Source organism: Cohnella sp. AR92 (assembly GCF_003990975.1).
Classification (GTDB): domain Bacteria; phylum Bacillota; class Bacilli; order Paenibacillales; family Paenibacillaceae; genus Cohnella.
Genome location: NZ_RZJR01000003.1, coordinates 295690 through 315844 on the forward strand (window position 1 = coordinate 295690; position 20155 = coordinate 315844).

The 20155-nt window shown below is 57.9% G+C and carries 20 protein-coding genes and 1 riboswitch; all 20 genes read left to right on the forward strand.

Annotated features, from left to right (window positions below; genetic code table 11):
• The first annotated feature begins 5 nt into the window (after positions 1 to 5).
• The gene (locus tag ELR57_RS06195; RefSeq protein ID WP_126958150.1) at positions 6 to 1754 is read left to right on the forward strand and encodes a spore germination protein; all 1749 of its coding nucleotides are present in this window, start codon (positions 6 to 8) and stop codon (positions 1752 to 1754) included.
• A 183-nt stretch (positions 1755 to 1937) separates the two neighbouring features.
• Positions 1938 to 3269 carry a diaminopimelate decarboxylase gene (lysA, locus tag ELR57_RS06200; protein WP_126958151.1) on the forward strand — a complete coding sequence of 444 codons (1332 nt, stop codon included), beginning with the start codon at positions 1938 to 1940 and terminating at the stop codon, positions 3267 to 3269.
• Positions 3270 to 3319: 50 nt separating this feature from the next.
• Positions 3320 to 3748 carry a peptidylprolyl isomerase gene (locus ELR57_RS06205; protein WP_126958152.1) on the forward strand — a complete coding sequence of 143 codons (429 nt, stop codon included), beginning with the start codon at positions 3320 to 3322 and terminating at the stop codon, positions 3746 to 3748.
• A 233-nt stretch (positions 3749 to 3981) separates the two neighbouring features.
• Positions 3982 to 4153, forward strand: a riboswitch (FMN riboswitch).
• A gap of 369 nt (positions 4154 to 4522) precedes the next feature.
• A complete protein-coding gene (gene ribD / locus ELR57_RS06210) occupies positions 4523 to 5629 on the forward strand; it encodes a bifunctional diaminohydroxyphosphoribosylaminopyrimidine deaminase/5-amino-6-(5-phosphoribosylamino)uracil reductase RibD (RefSeq protein WP_126958153.1) in 1107 nt (368 codons plus the stop codon).
• Positions 5630 to 5645: 16 nt separating this feature from the next.
• A complete protein-coding gene (gene ribE / locus ELR57_RS06215; protein ID WP_126958154.1) occupies positions 5646 to 6320 on the forward strand; it encodes a riboflavin synthase in 675 nt (224 codons plus the stop codon).
• A gap of 98 nt (positions 6321 to 6418) precedes the next feature.
• Positions 6419 to 7636, forward strand: coding sequence for a bifunctional 3,4-dihydroxy-2-butanone-4-phosphate synthase/GTP cyclohydrolase II (locus ELR57_RS06220; protein WP_126958155.1), 1218 nt, complete (start codon positions 6419 to 6421; stop codon positions 7634 to 7636).
• A 120-nt stretch (positions 7637 to 7756) separates the two neighbouring features.
• Positions 7757 to 8227, forward strand: a complete 471-nt coding sequence (gene ribH / locus ELR57_RS06225) for a 6,7-dimethyl-8-ribityllumazine synthase (RefSeq protein ID WP_126958156.1) — start codon at positions 7757 to 7759, stop codon at positions 8225 to 8227.
• Positions 8228 to 8274: 47 nt separating this feature from the next.
• On the forward strand, positions 8275 to 9081 hold the full coding sequence (locus tag ELR57_RS06230; RefSeq protein ID WP_126958157.1) for a segregation and condensation protein A: 807 nt from the start codon (positions 8275 to 8277) through the stop codon (positions 9079 to 9081).
• Positions 9050 to 9670, forward strand: coding sequence for an SMC-Scp complex subunit ScpB (gene scpB / locus ELR57_RS06235; protein ID WP_126958158.1), 621 nt, complete (start codon positions 9050 to 9052; stop codon positions 9668 to 9670). Before ELR57_RS06230 ends, scpB begins: the two co-directional genes overlap by 32 nt.
• A 70-nt stretch (positions 9671 to 9740) precedes the next feature.
• Positions 9741 to 10430 carry a DUF2953 domain-containing protein gene (locus ELR57_RS06240; RefSeq protein WP_126958159.1) on the forward strand — a complete coding sequence of 230 codons (690 nt, stop codon included), beginning with the start codon at positions 9741 to 9743 and terminating at the stop codon, positions 10428 to 10430.
• An 84-nt stretch (positions 10431 to 10514) separates the two neighbouring features.
• Entirely contained in the window at positions 10515 to 11012 is a 498-nt protein-coding gene (ytfJ, locus tag ELR57_RS06245; protein WP_126958160.1) for a GerW family sporulation protein, read from the forward strand.
• A gap of 182 nt (positions 11013 to 11194) precedes the next feature.
• Positions 11195 to 12316: a D-alanyl-D-alanine carboxypeptidase family protein gene (locus ELR57_RS06250; RefSeq protein WP_126958161.1), complete on the forward strand. Its 1122-nt coding sequence runs from the start codon at positions 11195 to 11197 to the stop codon at positions 12314 to 12316.
• A 20-nt stretch (positions 12317 to 12336) separates the two neighbouring features.
• Positions 12337 to 12960: a nucleoside recognition domain-containing protein gene (locus ELR57_RS06255; RefSeq protein ID WP_126958162.1), complete on the forward strand. Its 624-nt coding sequence runs from the start codon at positions 12337 to 12339 to the stop codon at positions 12958 to 12960.
• 3 nt (positions 12961 to 12963) lie between these two features.
• Positions 12964 to 13494 (forward strand): spore maturation protein, encoded by a 531-nt coding sequence (locus ELR57_RS06260; RefSeq protein WP_126958163.1) that lies wholly within the window; start codon positions 12964 to 12966, stop codon positions 13492 to 13494.
• Positions 13495 to 13534: 40 nt separating this feature from the next.
• Positions 13535 to 14272, forward strand: coding sequence for a pseudouridine synthase (locus ELR57_RS06265; protein WP_126958164.1), 738 nt, complete (start codon positions 13535 to 13537; stop codon positions 14270 to 14272).
• A gap of 173 nt (positions 14273 to 14445) precedes the next feature.
• Positions 14446 to 14973, forward strand: coding sequence for a redoxin domain-containing protein (locus tag ELR57_RS06270; protein WP_126958165.1), 528 nt, complete (start codon positions 14446 to 14448; stop codon positions 14971 to 14973).
• 24 nt (positions 14974 to 14997) lie between these two features.
• Positions 14998 to 16674 carry a cytochrome c biogenesis protein ResB gene (gene resB / locus ELR57_RS06275; protein WP_126958166.1) on the forward strand — a complete coding sequence of 559 codons (1677 nt, stop codon included), beginning with the start codon at positions 14998 to 15000 and terminating at the stop codon, positions 16672 to 16674.
• Positions 16671 to 17930 carry a cytochrome c biogenesis protein CcsA gene (ccsA, locus tag ELR57_RS06280; protein WP_126958167.1) on the forward strand — a complete coding sequence of 420 codons (1260 nt, stop codon included), beginning with the start codon at positions 16671 to 16673 and terminating at the stop codon, positions 17928 to 17930. Before resB ends, ccsA begins: the two co-directional genes overlap by 4 nt.
• 38 nt (positions 17931 to 17968) lie before the next feature.
• Positions 17969 to 18685, forward strand: a complete 717-nt coding sequence (locus ELR57_RS06285) for a response regulator transcription factor (RefSeq protein ID WP_126958168.1) — start codon at positions 17969 to 17971, stop codon at positions 18683 to 18685.
• Between the two features lie 3 nt (positions 18686 to 18688).
• Entirely contained in the window at positions 18689 to 20119 is a 1431-nt protein-coding gene (locus ELR57_RS06290; protein ID WP_126958169.1) for a HAMP domain-containing sensor histidine kinase, read from the forward strand.
• The last annotated feature ends 36 nt before the right edge of the window (positions 20120 to 20155 follow it).

Below are 20155 nucleotides of genomic sequence, written 5' to 3' on the forward strand. Positions count from 1 at the left end.
GGAAGATGGAAACGAACGAGCATGGCAGCATGGATCTGTCGTCATCCGAGCGCAATCCGGGCTCCGGAGAGATGCGGGAAATAGAGGAGGAGGGAAGAACGTCCCCGGGAATGATCGTGCCGAGGCCGATCGGGGCGAATCGCAGGCGCGAAGGCAAGGAGCGTTCGGACCGGGAGAGCCGCTCGCTGGCCGAACGGAACCGTTCGGACGGCGGCGAAGCTTCCGAAACCGCCAGCCAAGAGGAGCCGGGAGGCTTCAATGTCGGCAACCCGGAGGATCTGAAGCCGGAAGACAGGATTCCTCCCCGCATCGAAGATTGGCTCGAGGCTCTCAAGAAGGAGAGCGGGCTGGAAGCGAGCTTCGACGTGCAGGTTCGCCAGATGACCTTCGGGGACAAACGCACGGGGTTCTTCTTCCTGAGCTGCATGATCAAAGACACCGCCATGACGGAGATCCTGAAACGGCTCAGCCAGCTGGATCCCGAATCGCTTCGCTTGGGGCAAAGCGCGCTCAAGAGCTTCTTCGAATTCTATCTCCCCGCCATTCAAGTGACCGTCACCTCGTCGATGACCAAGATGATCGAAGACGTGATGGTCGGCAACGCCGCCCTCTATGTCGACGGGGAGCCGACCGTTCTGATCATCGACGCGAAGCAGTACCCTTCCCGCACGCCGGACGAGCCCGTTCTTGAGAAAGTCGTGCGGGGAAGCAAGGACGGCTTCACCGAGACGCTGCTGATGAACGTGGCGCTCGTTCGCCGCCGGCTTCGCGATCCTCATCTTCGCTTCGAGATCGCGAAGGTCGGGACCCGAACCCAGACCGAAGTGGCGATCGGGTACGTCGAGGACGTGGCGGACAACAAGCTGGTGGAGGCCGTAAGAGACAAGATCCAAGCCGTCAATATCGACGGCATTCCGCTTGCGGACAAGCAGCTCGAGGAGATGACCGTCAAGACGGATTGGAACCCGTTCCCGCTCGTTCGGTATTCGGAGCGGCCGGACGTCGTCTCCTCGCATCTGATGAACGGCAGCGTCGCCGTGATCGTCGATACCTCGCCAAGCGTCATGCTGCTGCCGACGACCTTCTTCGACCTGATCCAGCACGCGGAAGAAGACCGTCAGAATCCTTTTATCGGAACCTATCTGAGATGGGTGCGTTTCTTTGGCGTGCTGTCCTCGATCTTTCTGCTTCCGCTCTGGTTCTTGTATGCGGAGAACGCGTGGCTTCGTCCGCACTGGCTCTGGTTCCTGGGCGCGGACAAGACGGGAGACCTTCCGCTGATCCTCCAATTCATCATGGTCGAGATCGGCGTCGATCTCATGCGGCTCGCCTCCGTCCATACGCCGTCCCCGCTCGTAACCGCCATGTCGCTCGTATCGGCTATCCTCATCGGCGATATCGCGGTGAAGACCGGCTTGTTCATCAACGAAGTCATCCTGTATATGGCGGTCGCGGCGATCGGGATGTTCGCCACGCCGAGCTATGAGCTCGGGCTTGCGAATCGGATCGTGCGGCTGGCGCTGCTGCTGTCCGCCTTCGTGTTCAAAGCGCCGGGGTTTATCGCGGCTACGGCGATCATTACGATCTGGCTGGCCATGACGCGCTCGTTCAACTCTCCTTATCTGTGGCCGTTTATCCCGTTCAACGCGGGCGGCATGCTGCAGGTTCTGCTCCGCAGGCCGCTGCCGAAGAACAAAGTTCGGCCGTCCCTGAACCGGACGAAGATGAACCGGAAGCAGCCGGCCGGATCGTAAGCTTAGTAACCGAGAGGCCGGATAGGACGGCCATGAAGGAACGAATGCAAATGTTCTTGCAATTCCTCCATTTCCCGCTTAAGATAGATCGGATATACTAGGGTAAATCGTGCAAATACCCGGAAGGCGTTAGGCGAACAGTCGCCCGAATCCGAGAATATTCGTTAAAGGGGATAATGTTGTATGTACCTTCATGGAACCAGCCGTATCAATGATAAGGGACATCTGGAGATCGGGGGCTGCGACGTTGCCGACCTCGCAAGAGAATTCGGCACTCCGCTCTACATCGTGGACGAAGCGCTTGTCCGTCAGCGCGCACGCGAATATGTGGAAGCGTTCCGCGAGACGGGACTGCGCTTCCAGGTTGCTTATGCTTCCAAGGCGTTCTGCGTGATGGCGATGTGCCGCCTCGCGGAAGAAGAAGGAATGAGCCTGGACGTCGTGTCCGACGGCGAACTTTATACCGCGCTCCAAGCCGGCTTCCCGGCAGAACGCATTCACTTCCACGGCAACAACAAGACGCCGGACGAGATCGAAATGGCGCTCAAGGCCAACATCGGCTGCTTCGTCGTGGACAACTTCGTCGAGCTGCAGCTGCTGAACGCGATCGCTGCCGACCACGGCAAGCAGGTCAACATACTCCTGCGCGTGACGCCCGGCGTCGAAGCGCATACGCACGACTATATCTCGACCGGCCAGCAGGATTCGAAGTTCGGCTTCGATATCGGCAACGGCACGGCCTTCCAAGCCGTCAAGACCGCGCTTGAGCTTCCGCAGCTGAAGCTGCTCGGCGTTCATTCCCATATCGGCTCCCAGATCTTCGAGGTAGAAGGCTTCCGCATGGCGGTCGAGAAGGTGGCGGCATTCTCCATCGAGGTGCGCAACAAGCTGGACACGACGTTCTCCGTCATCAACCTGGGAGGCGGCTTCGGCATTCGTTATGTCGAGGGAGACACCCCGCTGCCGGTCAGCACGTACGTCAAGGCGATCACGGACGCCATTATCGGCGAATTCACGGCAGCCAGCTACCCGCTTCCGGAGATCTGGGTCGAGCCGGGCCGCAGCATCGTCGGCGATGCGGGAACGACGCTGTACACGGTGGGCACAAGCAAGGACATTCCGGGCGTGCGCAAGTACGTGGCCGTTGACGGCGGCATGACCGACAACCCTCGTCCGGCCCTGTACGAGTCCAAGTACGAAGCGGTTCTCGCCAACCGCGCGAACGAAGCGGCCGAAGAGGTCGTCTCTATCGCCGGCAAGTGCTGCGAGAGCGGCGACATGCTGATCTGGGATCTGAACCTCCCGAAGGTGCAATCGGGCGACTTGCTTGCGGTCTTCTGCACGGGAGCGTACAATTATGCCATGGCCAGCAACTACAACCGCATCCGCCGTCCGGCTGTCGTATTCGTGCGAGACGGACAGGCCGATCTCGTGGTTGCTCGTGAGTCCTATGATAATATCGTGGGCAACGATCTGATTCCGGAGCGCCTGCGCAAGCAAGCGGTAGCGAAGTAAGATCGGGCTCCGTCGGCCGTAAATCCCATTATGCTCATGAGGTGACAGGAATGAAGAAAGGCACGATCACGCTAGAGAACGGCAATGTCATTGCAATCGATTTTTTCGATAAGGACGCTCCGAACACGGTTGCGAACTTCGAGAAGCTGGCGAACAGCGGCTTCTATAACGGCCTGACTTTCCACCGCGTCATTCCGGGCTTCGTCGCTCAAGGCGGCTGCCCGAACGGAACAGGCTCCGGCGGTCCGGGCTATGAGATCGACTGCGAGATCAACCCGAACAAGCACGAGCGCGGCGTTCTCGCCATGGCTCACAGAGGCCCGAACACGGGCGGCAGCCAGTTCTACATCACGTATGCTCCGCAACCGCATCTGGACGGCGTGCATACGGTGTTCGGCAAGGTGACTTCCGGCATGGAGCATGTCGATGAGCTCCGCGGCGGCAGCAAGATGAACGAAGTCAAGGTTTGGGAAGAGTAAGATTAGCAAGGACGGCCCTCCCTGTTATTGGATAACGGGGAGGGCTTCTTTGGCGTTCTCCTTCGAAAAAAAATACAATTCCGACTAAACCGATGAATGAAATCGTTTACTTAGCGAAAAAGGGAAATAGGTGGTTGCATTTTTGCTTTTGGAGTGGTAGTATTCCAATCAACGTTAGCTTTAGGGAACGTTCTTATCGTTAACGGTGATTTTAAAAGTCATTGAATCAAGCGTCTTACCTTCGGGGCGGGGTGCAATTCCCCACCGACGGTGATCGGCAGATCGGAGGATCTGTCGTCAGTCCGTGACCCGCGGATGCTGCTTCCGGATAACCGGAGCCGCAGAGCGGTTGACCCGGTGCGAATCCGGGACCGACAGTTAAAGTCTGGATGGGAGAAGGAAGCGCAGCGCGGCCAAGCCGCGTCCGACAGATGCAAATCGATCGGGTATTCGGAGCAGGATGGATTCGGTTATTACTTGTCCTTTTTTTCACAATGAATGCCGTTTACCTGCCGAGAAGGAATCAGGTGTCAGGTTTCTATAGGCGTTGTCTTCGGACACCGCTCACGGAACCGGACGTCGTCTTTCGCCTATTCAACGGGACGGTTCCTAACGTTCTTTGAAGCGCGAATGGTTCCATGCCGGGTCGAATTCCCTCTGGATGGATGCGAATGCGACTGGTCTGTTTTACGCTGTGTAACTGCCATCAACCCCCGGGGACGTATCCCTGGGGGTTTATTTGTTATCATTGCTGCGCACCAAGGAGTGAGAGGAATGGAAGTTCTCAACGACGAGTACTACATGAAGCTTGCGCTTCAAGCGGCTGCCGGCGCTTCGGGCCAGACGAGCATCAATCCCGTCGTCGGCTGCGTTGTCGTGAACGATGGGCGCATTGTCGGCATTGGAGCGCACCTGAAGCGCGGAGAAGGGCATGCGGAGGTTCATGCGCTGAACATGGCGGGAGGATACGCCAGGGGAGCGACGGCCTACGTCACGCTGGAGCCTTGCAGCCATCATGGCAGAACGCCGCCATGCTGCGAGCGGCTCATTCAAGAAGGAGTCAAGCGGGTGGTCGTGGCGGCAACGGATCCGAACCCGCTTGTCGCCGGCAGAGGGATCAAGCGACTGCAGGAAGCGGGCGTGGAAGTGACCGTCGGGCTGCTGGAGGAGCAATCCCGCAAGCTGAACGAGACGTTCAACAAGTACATCATGACGAAGCTTCCGTTCGTGACGATCAAGACGGCGGTCACGCTGGATGGAAGAGTCGCGACGCGCACCGGCCATAGCCGGTGGATTACGGGACCCGAAGCCCGCGAAGCGGTTCATACTCTCCGCCATCGCAACCAAGCGATTATGGTCGGAGTCGGCACCATTCTCGCGGACGACTCCGAGCTGACGACCCGATTGACGGTACCGGGCATCCACCCGATCCGCCTCGTCGTCGATTCGACTCTCCGCACGCCGCTTAACGCGAGAGTGCTGAACGGCGAAGCGCCGACGATCCTGCTCGCGACCGAGAGCGCGCCGGAAGACCGGATTCGGGCGATGGAGGAGCGGGGGGCGGAAGTCATCGTCTGCGGTCCGGGCCCTCGCGTCGATCTGGCGCTTGCGCTTCGGCAGCTCGGGGAGAGGGAGATCAGCTCGATCCTCGTGGAAGGCGGCGGATCGCTCAACGGCTCGCTGCTCGAGGCCGGCCTCGTCGACAAGATCATGCTGTTCTACGCGCCGAAGCTGGTCGGCTCCGAAGCGCCTTCCGCCTTCGCTTTCCATGGACCGGAGGCGATGGGGGACGCGCTGGAACTGGACAACGTTACGGTTGAGCAGGTCGGCGGCGATTGGTGCGTAACCGGCTACCCTGGCAACCGGGCGAAACCGGAGTAGAGAGGTGGGAGACGCCATGTTTACGGGACTTATCGAAGAGATCGGCGTGCTTCGGCGAGTGCAAAGGCGCGGCGAAGCGATGATCATGACCGTCGCGGCATCCAAGGTGCTGGAAGGCGTGAAGCTGGGCGACAGCATCTCGGTCAACGGGGTGTGCCTGACGGTCGTTTCGTTCGACGGAGGCAGCTTCAATGCCGATGTCATGCCTCAGACGTTCCGGCATTCCAATCTTTGCGAGCTGAAGCCGGGCAACCCCGTCAACCTGGAGCGGGCGATGCAGGCGGGCGGACGATTCGGCGGCCATATCGTGCAGGGACATGCGGACGGCACCGGAACGATCGCCGAACGCCGCGAAGACGCCAATGCCGTCGTTTTTACCATCAAGCCGGGCGATCCGGGCACCTTGCGGCATGTCGTTCCGCAAGGCTCCGTCACGCTGGACGGAATCAGCTTGACGGTCGTGGACGTGGACCGGGAGGCGGGTTCCCTGAAGGTGTCGATCATTCCGCACACGCTTCAGGAAACGGCGCTGCAATACAAGAAGACGGGAGATACGGTCAACATCGAATGCGATATTCTGGGCAAGTACGTGGATCACCTGCTTTCCCAGCGATTCGACGGCAAGGAGGCCGGATCCCGGGCATCCGCCGGAGGCTTGACGGAAGCGAAGCTGAGGGAACTCGGGTTCTAAGCCCGTCCGATTCGGGATCGAGAAGAGCGAATCGAACGGCATCGATATCGAGATAGTACAGGATAGGAAGCCTAAAAAGGGCAGAGGAGGAATACGCGATGAGCACGAGCGAAGGATTGGCAGGAACGCGGTCCCTTCCGGCGGACTTCGAGTTCGACCGGATCGAAGACGCGCTGCAGGACCTGATGGCGGGCAAGCCGATCGTGGTGGTGGACGACGAGGATCGCGAGAACGAAGGGGATTTAATCGTTCTCGCCGAGAAAGCGACCGCCGAGAATATCAACTTCATGATCACGGAAGGCAGAGGACTGGTGTGCGTCCCGATTACGCAGGAGAGAGCGGAACAGCTTGACCTGCCGCCGATGGTCAATCATAACACCGATTATCACGGCACGGCCTTCACGGTATCCGTCGACCATGTGTCCACCTCGACGGGCATCTCGGCATTCGAGCGCGCCGATACGGTCAAGGGCCTTATCGACCCGACCGCGAAGCCTTCCGACTTCCGCCGTCCGGGGCATATCTTCCCGCTGATCGCGAAGGACGGAGGCGTCCTTCGGCGCTCCGGCCATACCGAAGCCGCCGTGGACCTGGCGAGAATGTGCCATTCCACTCCGGCCGCGGTCATCTGCGAGATCGTGAAGGAAGACGGCACGATGGCGCGGCTGCCGGATCTGATCGAATTCGCTCGGCAGCATGGCCTTAAGCTGATCACGATCGAAGAGCTGATCCGTTATCGCAACGAGAAGGAGAAGCTCGTCAAACGGGAAGTGGAGGTCGAGGTTCCGACCGACTACGGAGCTTTCAGAGCGATCGCGTATTCGAACGTAGTGGATTCCAAGGAGCATGTCGCCTTGGTCAAAGGAACGATCGACAGCTCGAAGCCGGTGCTCGTTCGCGTGCACTCCGAATGCTTGACCGGCGACGTGTTCCACTCCCAACGCTGCAATTGCGGCGCTCAGATCGAAGCTTCCCTCAGACAGATCGACGAAGAGGGAAGCGGCGTGTTATTGTATATGAGACAAGGCGGGGAAGGAAGAGGCTTGATCGACAAGCTTCGCTCCTATAAGATTCGCGATGAGGGCCTGGACTCCGCCGAGAAGAATATCAAGCCCGAGCTCAGGGATTACGGCATCGGCGCGCAGATCCTTAAGGATCTCGGCATCCGTCACCTAAGGCTGCTGACGAACAACCCTCGCAAGATTCGCGGGCTGGAAGGCTACGGCCTGGACGTGGTCGAACGCGTCCCTATCCAATTCGAGAGGAACCGCGCGAAGCCGGGCTCGGCGTTCAGCTTGGCCGGAGAAGATAAATAAGCGTCGCAATGAGCTATTAAGGCAGCAAAACCAATCAAATAACTCTAAATAAAAAAGATCATGCAGGAGTTTCATTCGGCTGGCAGCAGCGTTTGAACTCACAAGAGAGGATGAACATCAATGGCTATTTTTTATGAAGGCAATTTGGTCTCGCAAGGTTTGAAATACGGGGTAGTCGTCGGAAGATTCAACGAGTTCATCTCGACGCGCCTTCTGAGCGGCGCCCTGGACGCTTTCAAGCGCCACGGAGCGGAAGATCACGAAGTCGAAGTCGCTTGGGTGCCGGGAGCTTTCGAGATCCCGCTGATCGCGCAGAAGATGGCGGAGAGCGGCAAGTACGACGCGGTCATTACGCTGGGCGCCGTCATCCGCGGATCGACTCCGCACTTCGACTACGTGTGCAACGAGGTCGCCAAGGGAGTCGCGGCTACCGGAATGAAGACGGGCGTACCGACGATCTTCGGCGTTCTGACCGTCGACAGCATCGAGCAAGCGATCGAGCGCGCAGGCACCAAGGCCGGCAACAAGGGCTGGGAAGCGGCTGCCTCGGCTATCGAGATGGCGAACCTGACGAGCGCTCTTAAAGGGTAAATCAGAAAGAAACGGCCGCATAGCCAGAGGAAGGGTGAAGGATCCGCGTGACTGCGACGGTGCTCTATAAGCTGGAAACGTTCGAGGGGCCGCTCGATCTGCTGCTCCACTTGATCGATAAAGCGGAGATCGATATCCAGGATATCTCCATCAGCGAGATCACGGATCAATACATCGCTTATCTGGAGGCGATGCAGGAGCTGGAGCTCGACGTGACGAGCGAATTCCTCGTAATGGCCGCTACGCTGCTGGCCATGAAGAGCCGCCAGCTACTGCCGAAGCCTCCGGTTACCGACGAGCCTTGGCTGACGGTCGAGGAAGACGACGGGATCGATCCTCGCGAGGAGCTCATACGCAAGCTGATCGAGTACCGGAAGTTCAAAGCGATTGCCAACGAGCTGCGCGAGCACGAATTCGAGCGAAGCCAGACGTATACCCGAGAACCCGCGGATCTGGAGCCGTTCGTTCCGGACATCCCGCAGAACCCGGTCGAAGGCCTGCACGTGGACGATCTCGTTCGGGCGTTCCGCAAGGCTCTTCGCCGCGTAGCGGGGAGGAAGCGAATATCGGCGATCCAGAGAGACGAGATCTCGATCACCGATCGGATTCGGGATATCATCGGAATGCTGAGAGGGAGAGCGGAGGGCGGAGAGGACAAGGTTCTGTTCTCCCAGCTAATCGGCGATCAGGTAGACCGCCAGGAGGTTGTCGTGACGTTCCTGGCTATCCTCGAGCTGATGAAGCGCCGCTGGATCTCGTGCTTCCAGAATCAATTGTTCGACGAGATCGTGCTGACCTGGACGGGAAGAGAGGAGGCAGGAGATGGACTATTCGAGCCTGAAATCAATTATTGAGGGACTCTTGTTCGTATCGGGAGACGAAGGGATCAACGCCAAGACGATCGCCGAAGTCGTCGAGATGAACATCGATGTCGTGCGCGACGTGTTGAAAGACTTGCAGACCGATCTGAAGCGCAAGAAACGCGGCATACGAATCGCAGAAGTGGCCGGCAACTTCCGCCTGACGACGGCGCCGGAGCATGCGGCCTACTTCGAGAAGCTCGCCTACAATCCTTCCCGTACCGTTCTCTCCCAAGCGGCATTGGAGACGCTCTCCATCGTCGCTTATCGTCAGCCGATCACGCGGGTCGAGATCGAGGAGATTCGCGGCGTCAAAGCGGACAGGGCGATACATACGCTGGTCGCGAAGGATCTCATCGAGGAGGTCGGTCGCGCGGAAGCCCTGGGAAGGCCGATTCTGTACGGGACGACCAAATCGTTCCTCGATTACTTCGGCTTGGCGGGAATCGACCAATTGCCGGATCCGCTTGTGAGCGAGATGGACGATGAGCTGGAGGAGCAGTCGCGCATGCTGTTCGAGAGAATAGAAGGCCGCCAGCTTTCCCTGGACGATCTGAAGGCGCTTGAGATGGAAACGAAATGAAGCATTGCCATCCCGAATGAAGGAAGAAGGATAAAGGCCATACTACCCTTATGCGAAAGGCGGGGGGAGTATGGCTTTTTGGTTATGGGCGGGAGCCGCGGCCGTTATCGTTCTCCTGGCGGCTGCCGTCGCGCTGTCTTCCATCCGGATTCGAATCCGCTATTCCCGCAGCGGGAAGATGGATCAGCTCGTTATCGTCGTCCGCGCCTTCTATGGAGTCCTGCAGACGAGGCGAACGATTCCTACCATTACGCTGCGCAGCTGGGGTTTGCTGTACGAGGAGAAAGGTAAGACGAACATGGCGGGCGCGACCGGCGGCGGGCAAGACAAACGGTTTATCGGCAAACGGACGATCCGAAGGTTCCGGGAAGCCTTCCGCAACTTGAAGATATCCGTCAAGCACTTCCGAGAATGGCTGTTCCAGACGTTAGGGCAAGTGGAGTGCACGAGATGGAGGCTTGATGTACGGCTCGGAACGGGGGACGCCGCTCATACGGCCGTGTTGGCCGGACTGTGCTGGACGCTGATGGGATGCGTGAATGCGGCGGCAAGCCAATTCATCCGTCTTCGCACGTCTCCGCACGGACGGGTGGAATCGGTATTCTCCGGGAAGGAATTCGCATTGGTGTGGGAGGCCGATTTTCGCATTCGCGTATCCAAGCTCGCATACTCCATCATGAAGCTCGGGGTAAAGACCATGCGGATCGGACCGGCGCTTCGGGCCTGGAGAGCGTGGAAAGCAGGGCCCGAACACGCCTGATGCCTCCTTGGGCCCGCTTCTCCCGGCGCGAATAAACGTGGTCTCGCGCAGGGCAAGCTAACGGAAGAAAGGAGGATGCCCATAATGTCCGAACATCCGATTCAAGGCCTTATGCAAACGGCAATGGAGAACATCAAGGAGATGGTGGATGTTAACACCATCGTCGGCGAACCCGTTCAAACGCCGGACGGGAGCGTGATCATGCCGATCTCGAAAGTAGGATTCGGCTTCGCGGCCGGCGGAAGCGAATTCCAGACGGACGAAGCTTCCGGCTCGAGGTCGGCTTCCGATTCCTCGGGAGCGAATTCCGGGGAGACCAAGGGCCACAATGCCTCGGTGTCGCTCCCGTTCGGCGGCGGCAGCGGCGGAGGGGTGTCGATTACCCCGATCGCTTTCCTGGTCGTCGGTTCCCAAGGCGTGAAGGTCGTGCCGCTCGACAATCAGACTCATCTGTTCGAGAGAATTATCGACGAAGCGCCGCAGTGGGTCGACAAGATCCAGAACATCTTCCGCCGGCAGAGCGAGAACTCGAGCAACGAGCGGCTCTCCATCCATTCGTCGTCATCCGACAACGTGATGTAAGGAGCGCCCCGGCGGCGGGCCTAAGCTATTGCAGTCGATATTCGCCATTCCGGCCGCAAGGCCGGAATTTTTGCTATTCGTCCCCATGCCAAGAAGAATCAAACCGGACATGCCTACATAAAGTGGTAAAAGAACTATCGCCACGGGCGGTCCTACAACTTCGAGGAGGAACTTGACAGCATATGATGGACAAGGCCAACCGGCTGCTTCGCGCAACCGTTCTTCTGACGGCGATAGGATCCATGGCTATCGCTTCCCCTGCTGTGGAAGCGAGCCTTTCGATCGTAAGCCGCGCAGCAATACCAACGGCGACGGCGGCCTCCGCGCTCCGTACGCAAGCCGTCGCGTCATCCTTAGTGGACGTGACCTCCGGCAGGCGGCTTTCGGAGGAGAACGGGGACCGCGAGATGCGAATCGCGAGCTTGACCAAGATTATGACGGCGATCGTCGCGATCGAGAACGGCAGGCTGGAAGACGTGGTAACGGTAAGTCCCGGAGCCGCGGGCAAAGAAGGTTCTTCCCTTTATCTCAAAGCGGGAGAGAAAATCAAACTCGGCAACTTGCTATACGGGCTTATGCTTCGGTCCGGCAACGATGCCGCGACGGCTATCGCGGAGCATGTCGGAGGCTCGCTGGACGGTTTCGTTTATCTGATGAACCGGAAAGCCGAAGAGCTTGGGCTCGCCCACAGCCATTTCGCGAATCCGTCCGGTCTTGACCAGGAGGGGCATTATTCTTCGGCAAACGACTTGGCGCGCCTGACGGCGTACGCGCTGCACGACAAGACCTTCAGCTCCATCGTGAGCACGAAGGTGAAGACGGCTCCGAACCCGCATGACAAGTGGGAGTACAAGTGGGTGAACAAGAACAAGATGCTGTTTCAATACGACGGAGCCGACGGAGTAAAGACGGGGTACACGAAAAAAGCGTTAAGGTGCTTGGTCAGCTCGGCTACGCGCAACGGGCAGCAGCTTGTTGCGGTGACGCTGAACGACCGCAACGACTGGATGGACCATCGCCGCATGCTGGACTACGGATTCTCTGCCTATCCATTGCAGACGGTTATCAAGAAAGGCGAGGTCGTCGCCGGCTACCCGTTCGTAACCGTGTCCGATTTTCGCTATCCCTTTGCGGCAGGCGAACGGGAGAAGCTGAGGATTCGGATCGTTCCGGCCGCCTCGAATACGATAGATTACGCGTTCGGCGATCGCGGCAAGCTGAACTTCCGGTTGAACGATCAACCGATCGGTTCGATCGGGCTCGTCGCCTTGAAGCCGGAAGCGTCCGGAGCCGGTTCGGACTAGCAAAGGAGGGTGAGGCCGATATGGTCAATTGGATCTGGCTAGGCATGATGGTCATCAGCGTCGGGTTCGCCGCGGTGAACGGACGCGTTCAGGAAGTGACGGAAGCGGCGTTCGGCGGAGCCCAGACCGGAGTCACGGTATGTATCGGCTTGATCAGCATCCTCGTCTTCTGGCTCGGCCTGATGCGGATCGCTGAGCAGGCGGGGCTCGTGCAGAAGCTCGCCAGGCTGGTCGCTCCGCTCGTGCGCAAGCTGTTCCCCGACGTGCCGCCGGATCATGCGGCTTTCGGCTACATTCTCTCGAACATGAGCGCGAATCTGCTAGGTCTCGGGAATGCGGCAACCCCGATGGGCATTAAAGCCATGCAAGAGCTGCAGAAGCTGAATCCGACCTCCGATACCGCCACGCCGGCCATGTGTACCCTGCTGGCGCTGAACACGGCCAGCATAACGCTGATTCCAACGACGATGATCGCGGTCCGAATGAATTTCGGTTCGGCGCATCCGACCGATATCGTCGCTTCGACTCTTCTGGCCACAATCGTCTCCACGGGCGCGGCCATCCTTGCCGATCGCTGGTACCGCAAGCGAGACCGCTTGCCGCCGATCCCTCTGCAGCCTAGCGGCCAATCGAAAGGAGGGTAACGAATGATCGCCTTCCTTCATCAGGTATCCGCTTGGGCGGTGCCGATGATGATCGTCCTCATACCCCTTTATGCCGCCTTCCGCAAAGTGCCGGTCTATGAATCCTTCGTCGACGGGGCCAAGGAAGGGTTCGGCACCGCCGTCGGCATCATTCCCCATTTGGTCGGCATGATGACGGCCATCAGCATGTTCCGGGCGTCGGGAGCGATGGATGCCCTCGTCCATGCGGTTAGTCCCTTGTTCGCGAAGATCGGTATCCCCGGCGACGTTCTTCCGCTGGGGTTTCTTCGTCCCATTACCGGAGCCGGATCGCTTGCTTATGCGACCGACTTGATCAAGACGCACGGCCCCGATTCCATGGTTGCTCGAATTGCCGCAACCATCCAAGGAAGCACGGACACGACTCTCTACGTGCTGACGGTATATTTCGGGGCCATCGGCATTCGCAAATCCCGTTACGCGCTCAAAGTCGGCTTGTTCTCGGATGCGGTCGGGTTTTTCGCGGCGGCGGGAGCATGTTGGCTGTTGTTTTAAGCCTGTCTTGAAGGTATGATGGGTGATGAGGTGAACTTACTTGGAACGTTTGCAGAAAATTCTCGCCAATGCCGGCATCGCGTCCCGGCGCAAGTGCGAGGAACTGATTACGAGCGGCAAGGTTACCGTTAACGGAGAAACCGTTACGGAGCTCGGAGTCAAAGCCGACCCGTCCGCCGATGAGATCGCGGTCAACGGGAAGAAGATTCTTAAGGAACAGAAAGTTTATATCGTATTCAACAAGCCCAAAGGGGTTATTACGGCCGTAAGCGATCCGAAGGGCCGTTCCGTGGTCACGGACTACCTGAAGGACGTCAAACAGCGGGTTTACCCGGTCGGTCGCTTGGATTACGATTCGGAAGGACTGCTGCTGCTTACCAATGACGGGGAACTGGCCAACAAGCTGACCCATCCGAAGCATCACGTCCCGAAGACGTATCTGGCGACGGTGGAGCGGGTGCCTCACGGAGCGTCTCTGGAGAAGCTGGCCAAGGGAATCAAGCTGGAGGACGGGATGACCGCTCCCGCCGAGGTCGAATACCACGACGTGGATCCGGAGAACAAGTTCGCGACCATTCGCATAACGATCCGCGAGGGACGCAATCGCCAGGTAAGGCGCATGTTCGACGCTATCCATCACCCCGTTACCCGACTGAAGAGAATCTCCTTCGGCAGCCTTCAATTGGACAACCTTCAACGCGGCAAGCACCGGAAGCTATCCAAAGCGGAGCTTCAGGCGCTCTTGGAAGACGCAGAAATGCCATCTTCGGAGAAGTGACGTCACACAATGTTCATAACCGGAGGTTAAGGAAATATCCTTGGCTCCGGTGTTTTCGTTATAATGGAAATAAATCGGTTACAAAAAGCGGGCCGCCCCTGTATGGGGCGTTTCGTGTTGCCGATAATGACCGTTAAGGGCTTCGAAAGCCAATACATACCGGTGGTGAGAAAGTGAAGCGATATCGCAAGCCCATTCAATATGTCATCCTGGCCATCGTCATCCTGATCGGAGGCTATGCCATCGGCCGTTCCTTCTTTACGACTTCTACCGTACTGAAGCCTGGACAAGAGGCTCCGGCCTTTACGCTTGCCGATCTCGACGGAACCGTCCATGATCTGGACTCCTACAAGGGCAAGCCGCTCGTGCTGAATTTCTGGGGCACGTTCTGCCCGCCTTGCCGCAACGAGATGCCCGCGCTTCAGCATGAATACGAGAAGTGGAAGGACCAGGGCTTAGAGCTTGTCGGCATCAATCTGAGCGAGGACCGCATCTCGGTTCGCCAATTCGCGGCAAGCGTCGGGGCGCGCTTCCCGATCCTGCTGGACCGCAACAAGAAGACCGAGAAGCGTTACGGCTTGAAGGAATATCCGACGACCTTCTTCATCGCGCCCGACGGGCAGATTCAAGATATCGTAATCGGAGGGCCGATGACCGAGGAAGACATCGATGCTCGGATCAAGCGATTATTCGAGAAATAAGAGGAACCGAGGAGGATGTCTAGGTTGTTTCAGAACACCAAATGCGAATGCGGGCACCAGAATCCGACAGGCACCGTTCTCTGCGAATATTGCGGCAAGCCGCTCCTAGAAGACTTGCCGCTCGACAGCCCGCTGGAGATGCGTTACGACGGCGTCGCGCGCCGTTCCCAGAAAGAAAATCCCGCTCTGATCGACCGGGTATGGAACTTCTTCTCGTCGGTCAAAATCGCGGTCTGGCTGATCATCGTCACGCTGCTCGGCGCCGCGCTCGGAACGATCTACCCGCAGGAGAGCACCTTCATCAATCTGGACGACCCTGCCCAGTATTATCGCGATACGTATGGAACTTGGGGAGCGGTCTATCAGTTCCTAGGCTTGTCTAGAACGTACGAATCCTGGTGGTTTGTCGGCCTTCTGGTCATGATCGGAACGTCTCTCGTCATCTGCAGCCTGGACCGCGTGCTGCCGCTCTACAAGGCTCTGTCCAAGCAACAGGTCCGCAAGCATCTCACATTCATCAGCCGGCAGCAAACCGTTTACAGCGAGGCGCTCGGGCAGAATCCGGAAGAGTGGACCGAGCAATTCGCCAAGCAGCTGAAGCGCAAGCATTACAAGGTTAAAGTGGACGGCACGGCGCTGCTGGCAGAGAAGAATCGTTTCAGCCGCTGGGGCCCTTATATCAATCATATCGGCCTTATTATTTTCTTGCTCGCGGTACTTGGACGGGGAGTGCCGGCTTGGCACATGGACCAGTACATATCGATGGACGAAGGGCAGACCAAGCAGATTCCGAATACGAATTATTACGTGAAGAACGAGAAGTTCACGGTAGAGTTCTATAAAGACGAAGAACTGCCGGACAACCTCAAGGGAACGAACCGGGCGAAGCTGTACGAGACCAAAGCCGTTCTCTACACTTGCACGGCCGATTGCGACGATCCGATCAAGGACCCGGTTCTGACGGAAGTGGAACAGCACGATATCCATGTGAACAGTCCGTTGTCCTACAAAGGCCTGAAGCTCTATCAATACAACTACGAGCAGCAGGTAAGGCTGATCTCCGTCAAGCCGATGCTGATCGACACCCGGACGGGAGAGGAATACGGGCCGTTCGAGCTTCCGATGAACAATCCGCCATTGACTTATACGGCAGGCCCCTATACTTTGAAGTTAAGCAACGTATTCCCCGATTTTGGCATGGACGAGCAGAATCGCCCAATGACGAAATCCCGCGATCCGAACAATCCGGCGTTCGTCTTCGTCGTGACGGGGCCGGGCTTGCCCGAAGCAGGAGAGATGTACATCTACTTCCCGCTGCCGACCGCCGAGGACAAGCAACTGCAGCAGCTGATCAACGCAAGCTTCGAGAAGAGCGGCAACAATACGGGGCGTTTCTCCTTCCAGGTAGGCAAGATGGAGAATGTCCGCTTCTCGGAATATACGACTTTCCTGAACGTTCGGGTCGATCGCGCCATGCCGTATATCTGGGTAGGAGCGGCGATCTCGATGATCGGTCTCGTGATGGGCTTCTACTGGCAGCATCGGCGCATCTGGGTCCGAATTGACGATGGAGTCCTCTCCTTGGGCGCCCATACGAACAAGAATACGTACGGAATTCGCTCCGAAGTCGCTTCGGCGCTAAAGAAGACCGGAATAGAAGTCGATCCTAAGGCTCTTGATAACAGGAGGAATACACGTTGAATTGGCTATCGATCAGCAGCAACGCCTTTATTGCAGCTTTCTTTCTATATTGTTTCGCTTTTATCGGGTTCGCCATCGCCATCGGAGGAAGCCGATGGAGCAATAGAGACGTAGAGGCACACAAGAAGAGATGGTCGCGCATCGGATTCTCCCTGGCCGTGCTGGGCTGGGCAAGCCATCTTGTCTTCTTCTTCACCCGCTGGAAGGGCGGCGGACACATTCCGACCAGCAATATGTATGAATTTATGACATTCCTCGGCATGGCCATTATGTTTGCCTTTATTGTAGTATACTTAATCTATCGGACTGCGCTTCTGGGCGCCTTCGCAACGCCGCTGGTCGTTATCATCATCGCGTATGCGTCGGTGTTCCCTTCGGAAGTGCAGCCTTTGATCCCTGCGCTTAATTCGTACTGGCTTAAAATACACGTGACAACGGCAGCGACGGGGGAGGCCTTCTTCGCGGTCGGCTTCGCGGCGGCGCTCGTTCAGCTCTTGCGGGTGGTCGACTTCTCCAGCAAGGAGAAGTCGGCGGTCAAGCAGCAGCGCGGCGTGGAATGGGTCCTCTTCTTCATCGTCGTTATCGTCGGATTCCTCGTATCCGTATTCGGATTCCGGGCAGGGGGCTACAGCGCCGAGTTCAAGCAAGAGAAGTTCACGATCGACCAGAAGGGGACGGAGCACTCCGTCGTTCAGACGGTCAAGTACGACTTGCCGCCGATCGTAAGCCCGTATAACAGCGAGAAGCAGCACATGACTTCCTTCCTCGGAATGGACAAGCCGCTGTTCGAGGCGCCGTCCTGGATGAACGGAGTCAATGCGGGGCGCAAGCTTAACACGGTGATCTGGTCCGTGATCTCCGGCCTCGTTCTGTACGGCATTATCAGACTCATCCTGCGCAAGCCGATGGCCGCCTTCATTCACCCGTATCTCGACGGAATCGATCCGGAGGATCTCGACGAGATCAGCTATCGCGCCATTGCGATCGGGTTCCCGGTGTTTACGCTCGGAGCGCTGATCTTCGCCATGATCTGGGCTCAGATCGCCTGGTCCCGCTTCTGGGGTTGGGATCCCAAGGAGGTCTGGGCGCTTATTACCTGGCTGTTCTACAGCGCTTATCTTCACCTTCGCCTATCCCGCGGCTGGCAAGGCACGAAGTCGGCATGGCTTGCCGTCATCGGCTTTATCGTCGTATTGTTCACGTTGATTGGAGTTAACTTGGTTATTGCAGGGCTGCATTCCTACGCAGGAGTGTAAAGATAAGATCAAACTATCAAGCAAGGGAGTCGATTGGTTTGAACGAAGCAGGCAATCGCATTCTGGTCGTAGACGATGAAGAGAGAATCCGACGTCTGCTCCGGATGTATCTGGAGAAGGAAGGCTACGTCATCGAGGAAGCCGAGGATGGAGAGTCCGCGCTGCGCAAGGCGCTGCAGACGGATTACGACCTGATCGTGCTCGATTTGATGCTGCCCGGCATCGACGGGATGGAAGTGTGCACGCGGCTAAGACAGAGCAAAGCGACTCCCGTCATCATGCTGACGGCCAAGGGAGAAGAAGTGAATCGCGTCCAAGGCTTCGAGGTCGGGGCGGACGACTACGTCGTCAAGCCGTTCAGCCCGCGCGAGGTGATCTTCCGGATCAAAGCGATCCTGAGAAGATCTTCGGCTACCGCTTTCCTCTCAAAGGAACTCGCTACGAGCAACAATATCGTTTTTCCGCATCTCGTGATCGAGCATGACGCGCACCGGGTGACGGCGGACGGGCAGGAAGTCAACCTGACGCCGAAGGAATACGAGCTGCTTCACTTCCTCGCGAGCTCGCCCGATAAAGTCTATTCCCGGGAAGAGCTGCTCAAGGATGTCTGGAACTATGACTTCTTCGGCGATCTACGCACGGTCGACACGCACGTCAAGCGTCTTCGCGAGAAGCTTAACCGCGTGTCGGTCGAAGCGGCTTCGATGATCACGACCGTATGGGGCGTCGGCTATAAGCTCGAGGTCGCGAAGTAACCGATGGCAATCTGGAGAACCGTCGTCGGCAAGCTGTGGCTGACGATCATTGCGCTGGTGGCTGTCGTCATTATCGTGATCGGATTGTTTCTGCTTAATTACATCGATCTTAACTTCGTGGATTCTAGCAAGGTCAAGCATCTATTTATTTACGCAGGGGCTGTCGGTTTCTTACTGACAACCTTTTTCGCGTTCTTCCTGCTGAAGAAGATCACCCAACCGATAAAAGAGATCAAGGAAGCGGCGGACCTGATCGTCAAAGGAGACTTCACGACGCGGGTTCCCATTCGATCCTCCGACGAGATCGGGGAGCTGGCGAACACGTTCAACGCGATGTCCTCCGAGATCGATTCCCTTATCCATATCCTTCAGCACGAGCGCGACCATCTCAGCAGCGTGCTTCGCAGCATGACGGACGCCGTCATCTCGTTTAACGCCGAAGGCAAAGTCATTCTGACGAATCCACAGGGCAAGCTGCTCTTGAACGAATGGACGGCGTCCGAGTGGACCGAGGAGGAAGAGTACAGGGAAGGCGAAGTCCCCCGGCCCATTCAAGAGACCTTCCACGAGGTCATCCGGCAGGGGATGGATATGACCAGCAAGGTGCACGTGAAGAACGAGGTGTTCTCCGTCGTCATGACCCCGCTCGCGTCCGCGGAAGGAGTCCGCGGCGCCGTCGCGGTTTTCCGCAACGTAACCGAGGAGTTCAAGGTGGAGAAGCTTCGCACGGACTTCGTGGCGAACATCTCGCACGAGATTCGCACTCCTCTCTCGATGGTGCAAGGCTACAGCGAAGCGCTTCTGGACGACATCGTCGCTTCGCCGGAGGAGCGCAAGGAGCTGGTACAGGTCATTCATGACGAGTCGCTCCGCATGGGCCGCTTGGTCAAGGACTTGCTTGATCTGGCGCGCATGGAAGCCGGGCATATCGAGCTGAACGCGCAGGCGCTCGACGTCCATCAGCTGATGAGCCGAGTCTATCGCAAGTTCGCGGCGCTGACGAAGGACAAGGGGCTAAACCTCGTCTATGAAGAAAGCAAGGACAAGCTGATCCTCCAAGCTGCGGACGGAGACCGGCTGGAGCAAGTGCTGACGAACCTGATGGACAACGCGATTCGCCACACGCCCGCGAATGCGTCGATCCGCATGAAAGCCGATCTGGTTCGCGGCAAACGCGGAAACGAGGTGCGAATTATCGTCGCCGACGAAGGCCAAGGAATACCGGCCGAGGATCTGCCGTATATTTTCGAGAGATTCTATAAGGCAGATAAGGCGCGCAAGCGGGATTCGAATGGGGGAAGCGGAGGGACCGGGCTCGGGCTGGCGATCGTCAGCAACCTGGTCGAAGCTCACGGAGGCCGCATTCAAGCGGCAAGCGAGGCAGGGAAAGGAACGACGTTCACCATTGACCTTCCGGTAGACGGCAAGGCCTAACATCATCTGAATTCGAAAGCGGCGATGAGAGGATCA

Bases quoted from the DNA above. Each gene is read 5' to 3' on its own strand.
- ribH (WP_126958156.1), top strand. From the start codon at position 7,757: ATGGCTATTTTTTATGAAGGCAATTTGGTCTCGCAAGGTTTGAAATAC.
- ELR57_RS06240 (WP_126958159.1), top strand. From the start codon at position 9,741: ATGGCTTTTTGGTTATGGGCGGGAGCCGCGGCCGTTATCGTTCTCCTG.
- ribD (WP_126958153.1), top strand. From the start codon at position 4,523: ATGGAAGTTCTCAACGACGAGTACTACATGAAGCTTGCGCTTCAAGCG.
- ELR57_RS06195 (WP_126958150.1), top strand. From the start codon at position 6: ATGGAAACGAACGAGCATGGCAGCATGGATCTGTCGTCATCCGAGCGC.
- ribE (WP_126958154.1), top strand. From the start codon at position 5,646: ATGTTTACGGGACTTATCGAAGAGATCGGCGTGCTTCGGCGAGTGCAA.
- ELR57_RS06205 (WP_126958152.1), top strand. From the start codon at position 3,320: ATGAAGAAAGGCACGATCACGCTAGAGAACGGCAATGTCATTGCAATC.
- ELR57_RS06255 (WP_126958162.1), top strand. From the start codon at position 12,337: ATGGTCAATTGGATCTGGCTAGGCATGATGGTCATCAGCGTCGGGTTC.
- ELR57_RS06250 (WP_126958161.1), top strand. From the start codon at position 11,195: ATGATGGACAAGGCCAACCGGCTGCTTCGCGCAACCGTTCTTCTGACG.
- scpB (WP_126958158.1), top strand. From the start codon at position 9,050: ATGGACTATTCGAGCCTGAAATCAATTATTGAGGGACTCTTGTTCGTA.
- ELR57_RS06290 (WP_126958169.1), top strand. From the start codon at position 18,689: ATGGCAATCTGGAGAACCGTCGTCGGCAAGCTGTGGCTGACGATCATT.
- ytfJ (WP_126958160.1), top strand. From the start codon at position 10,515: ATGTCCGAACATCCGATTCAAGGCCTTATGCAAACGGCAATGGAGAAC.
- ELR57_RS06260 (WP_126958163.1), top strand. From the start codon at position 12,964: ATGATCGCCTTCCTTCATCAGGTATCCGCTTGGGCGGTGCCGATGATG.
- lysA (WP_126958151.1), top strand. From the start codon at position 1,938: ATGTACCTTCATGGAACCAGCCGTATCAATGATAAGGGACATCTGGAG.
- ELR57_RS06220 (WP_126958155.1), top strand. From the start codon at position 6,419: ATGAGCACGAGCGAAGGATTGGCAGGAACGCGGTCCCTTCCGGCGGAC.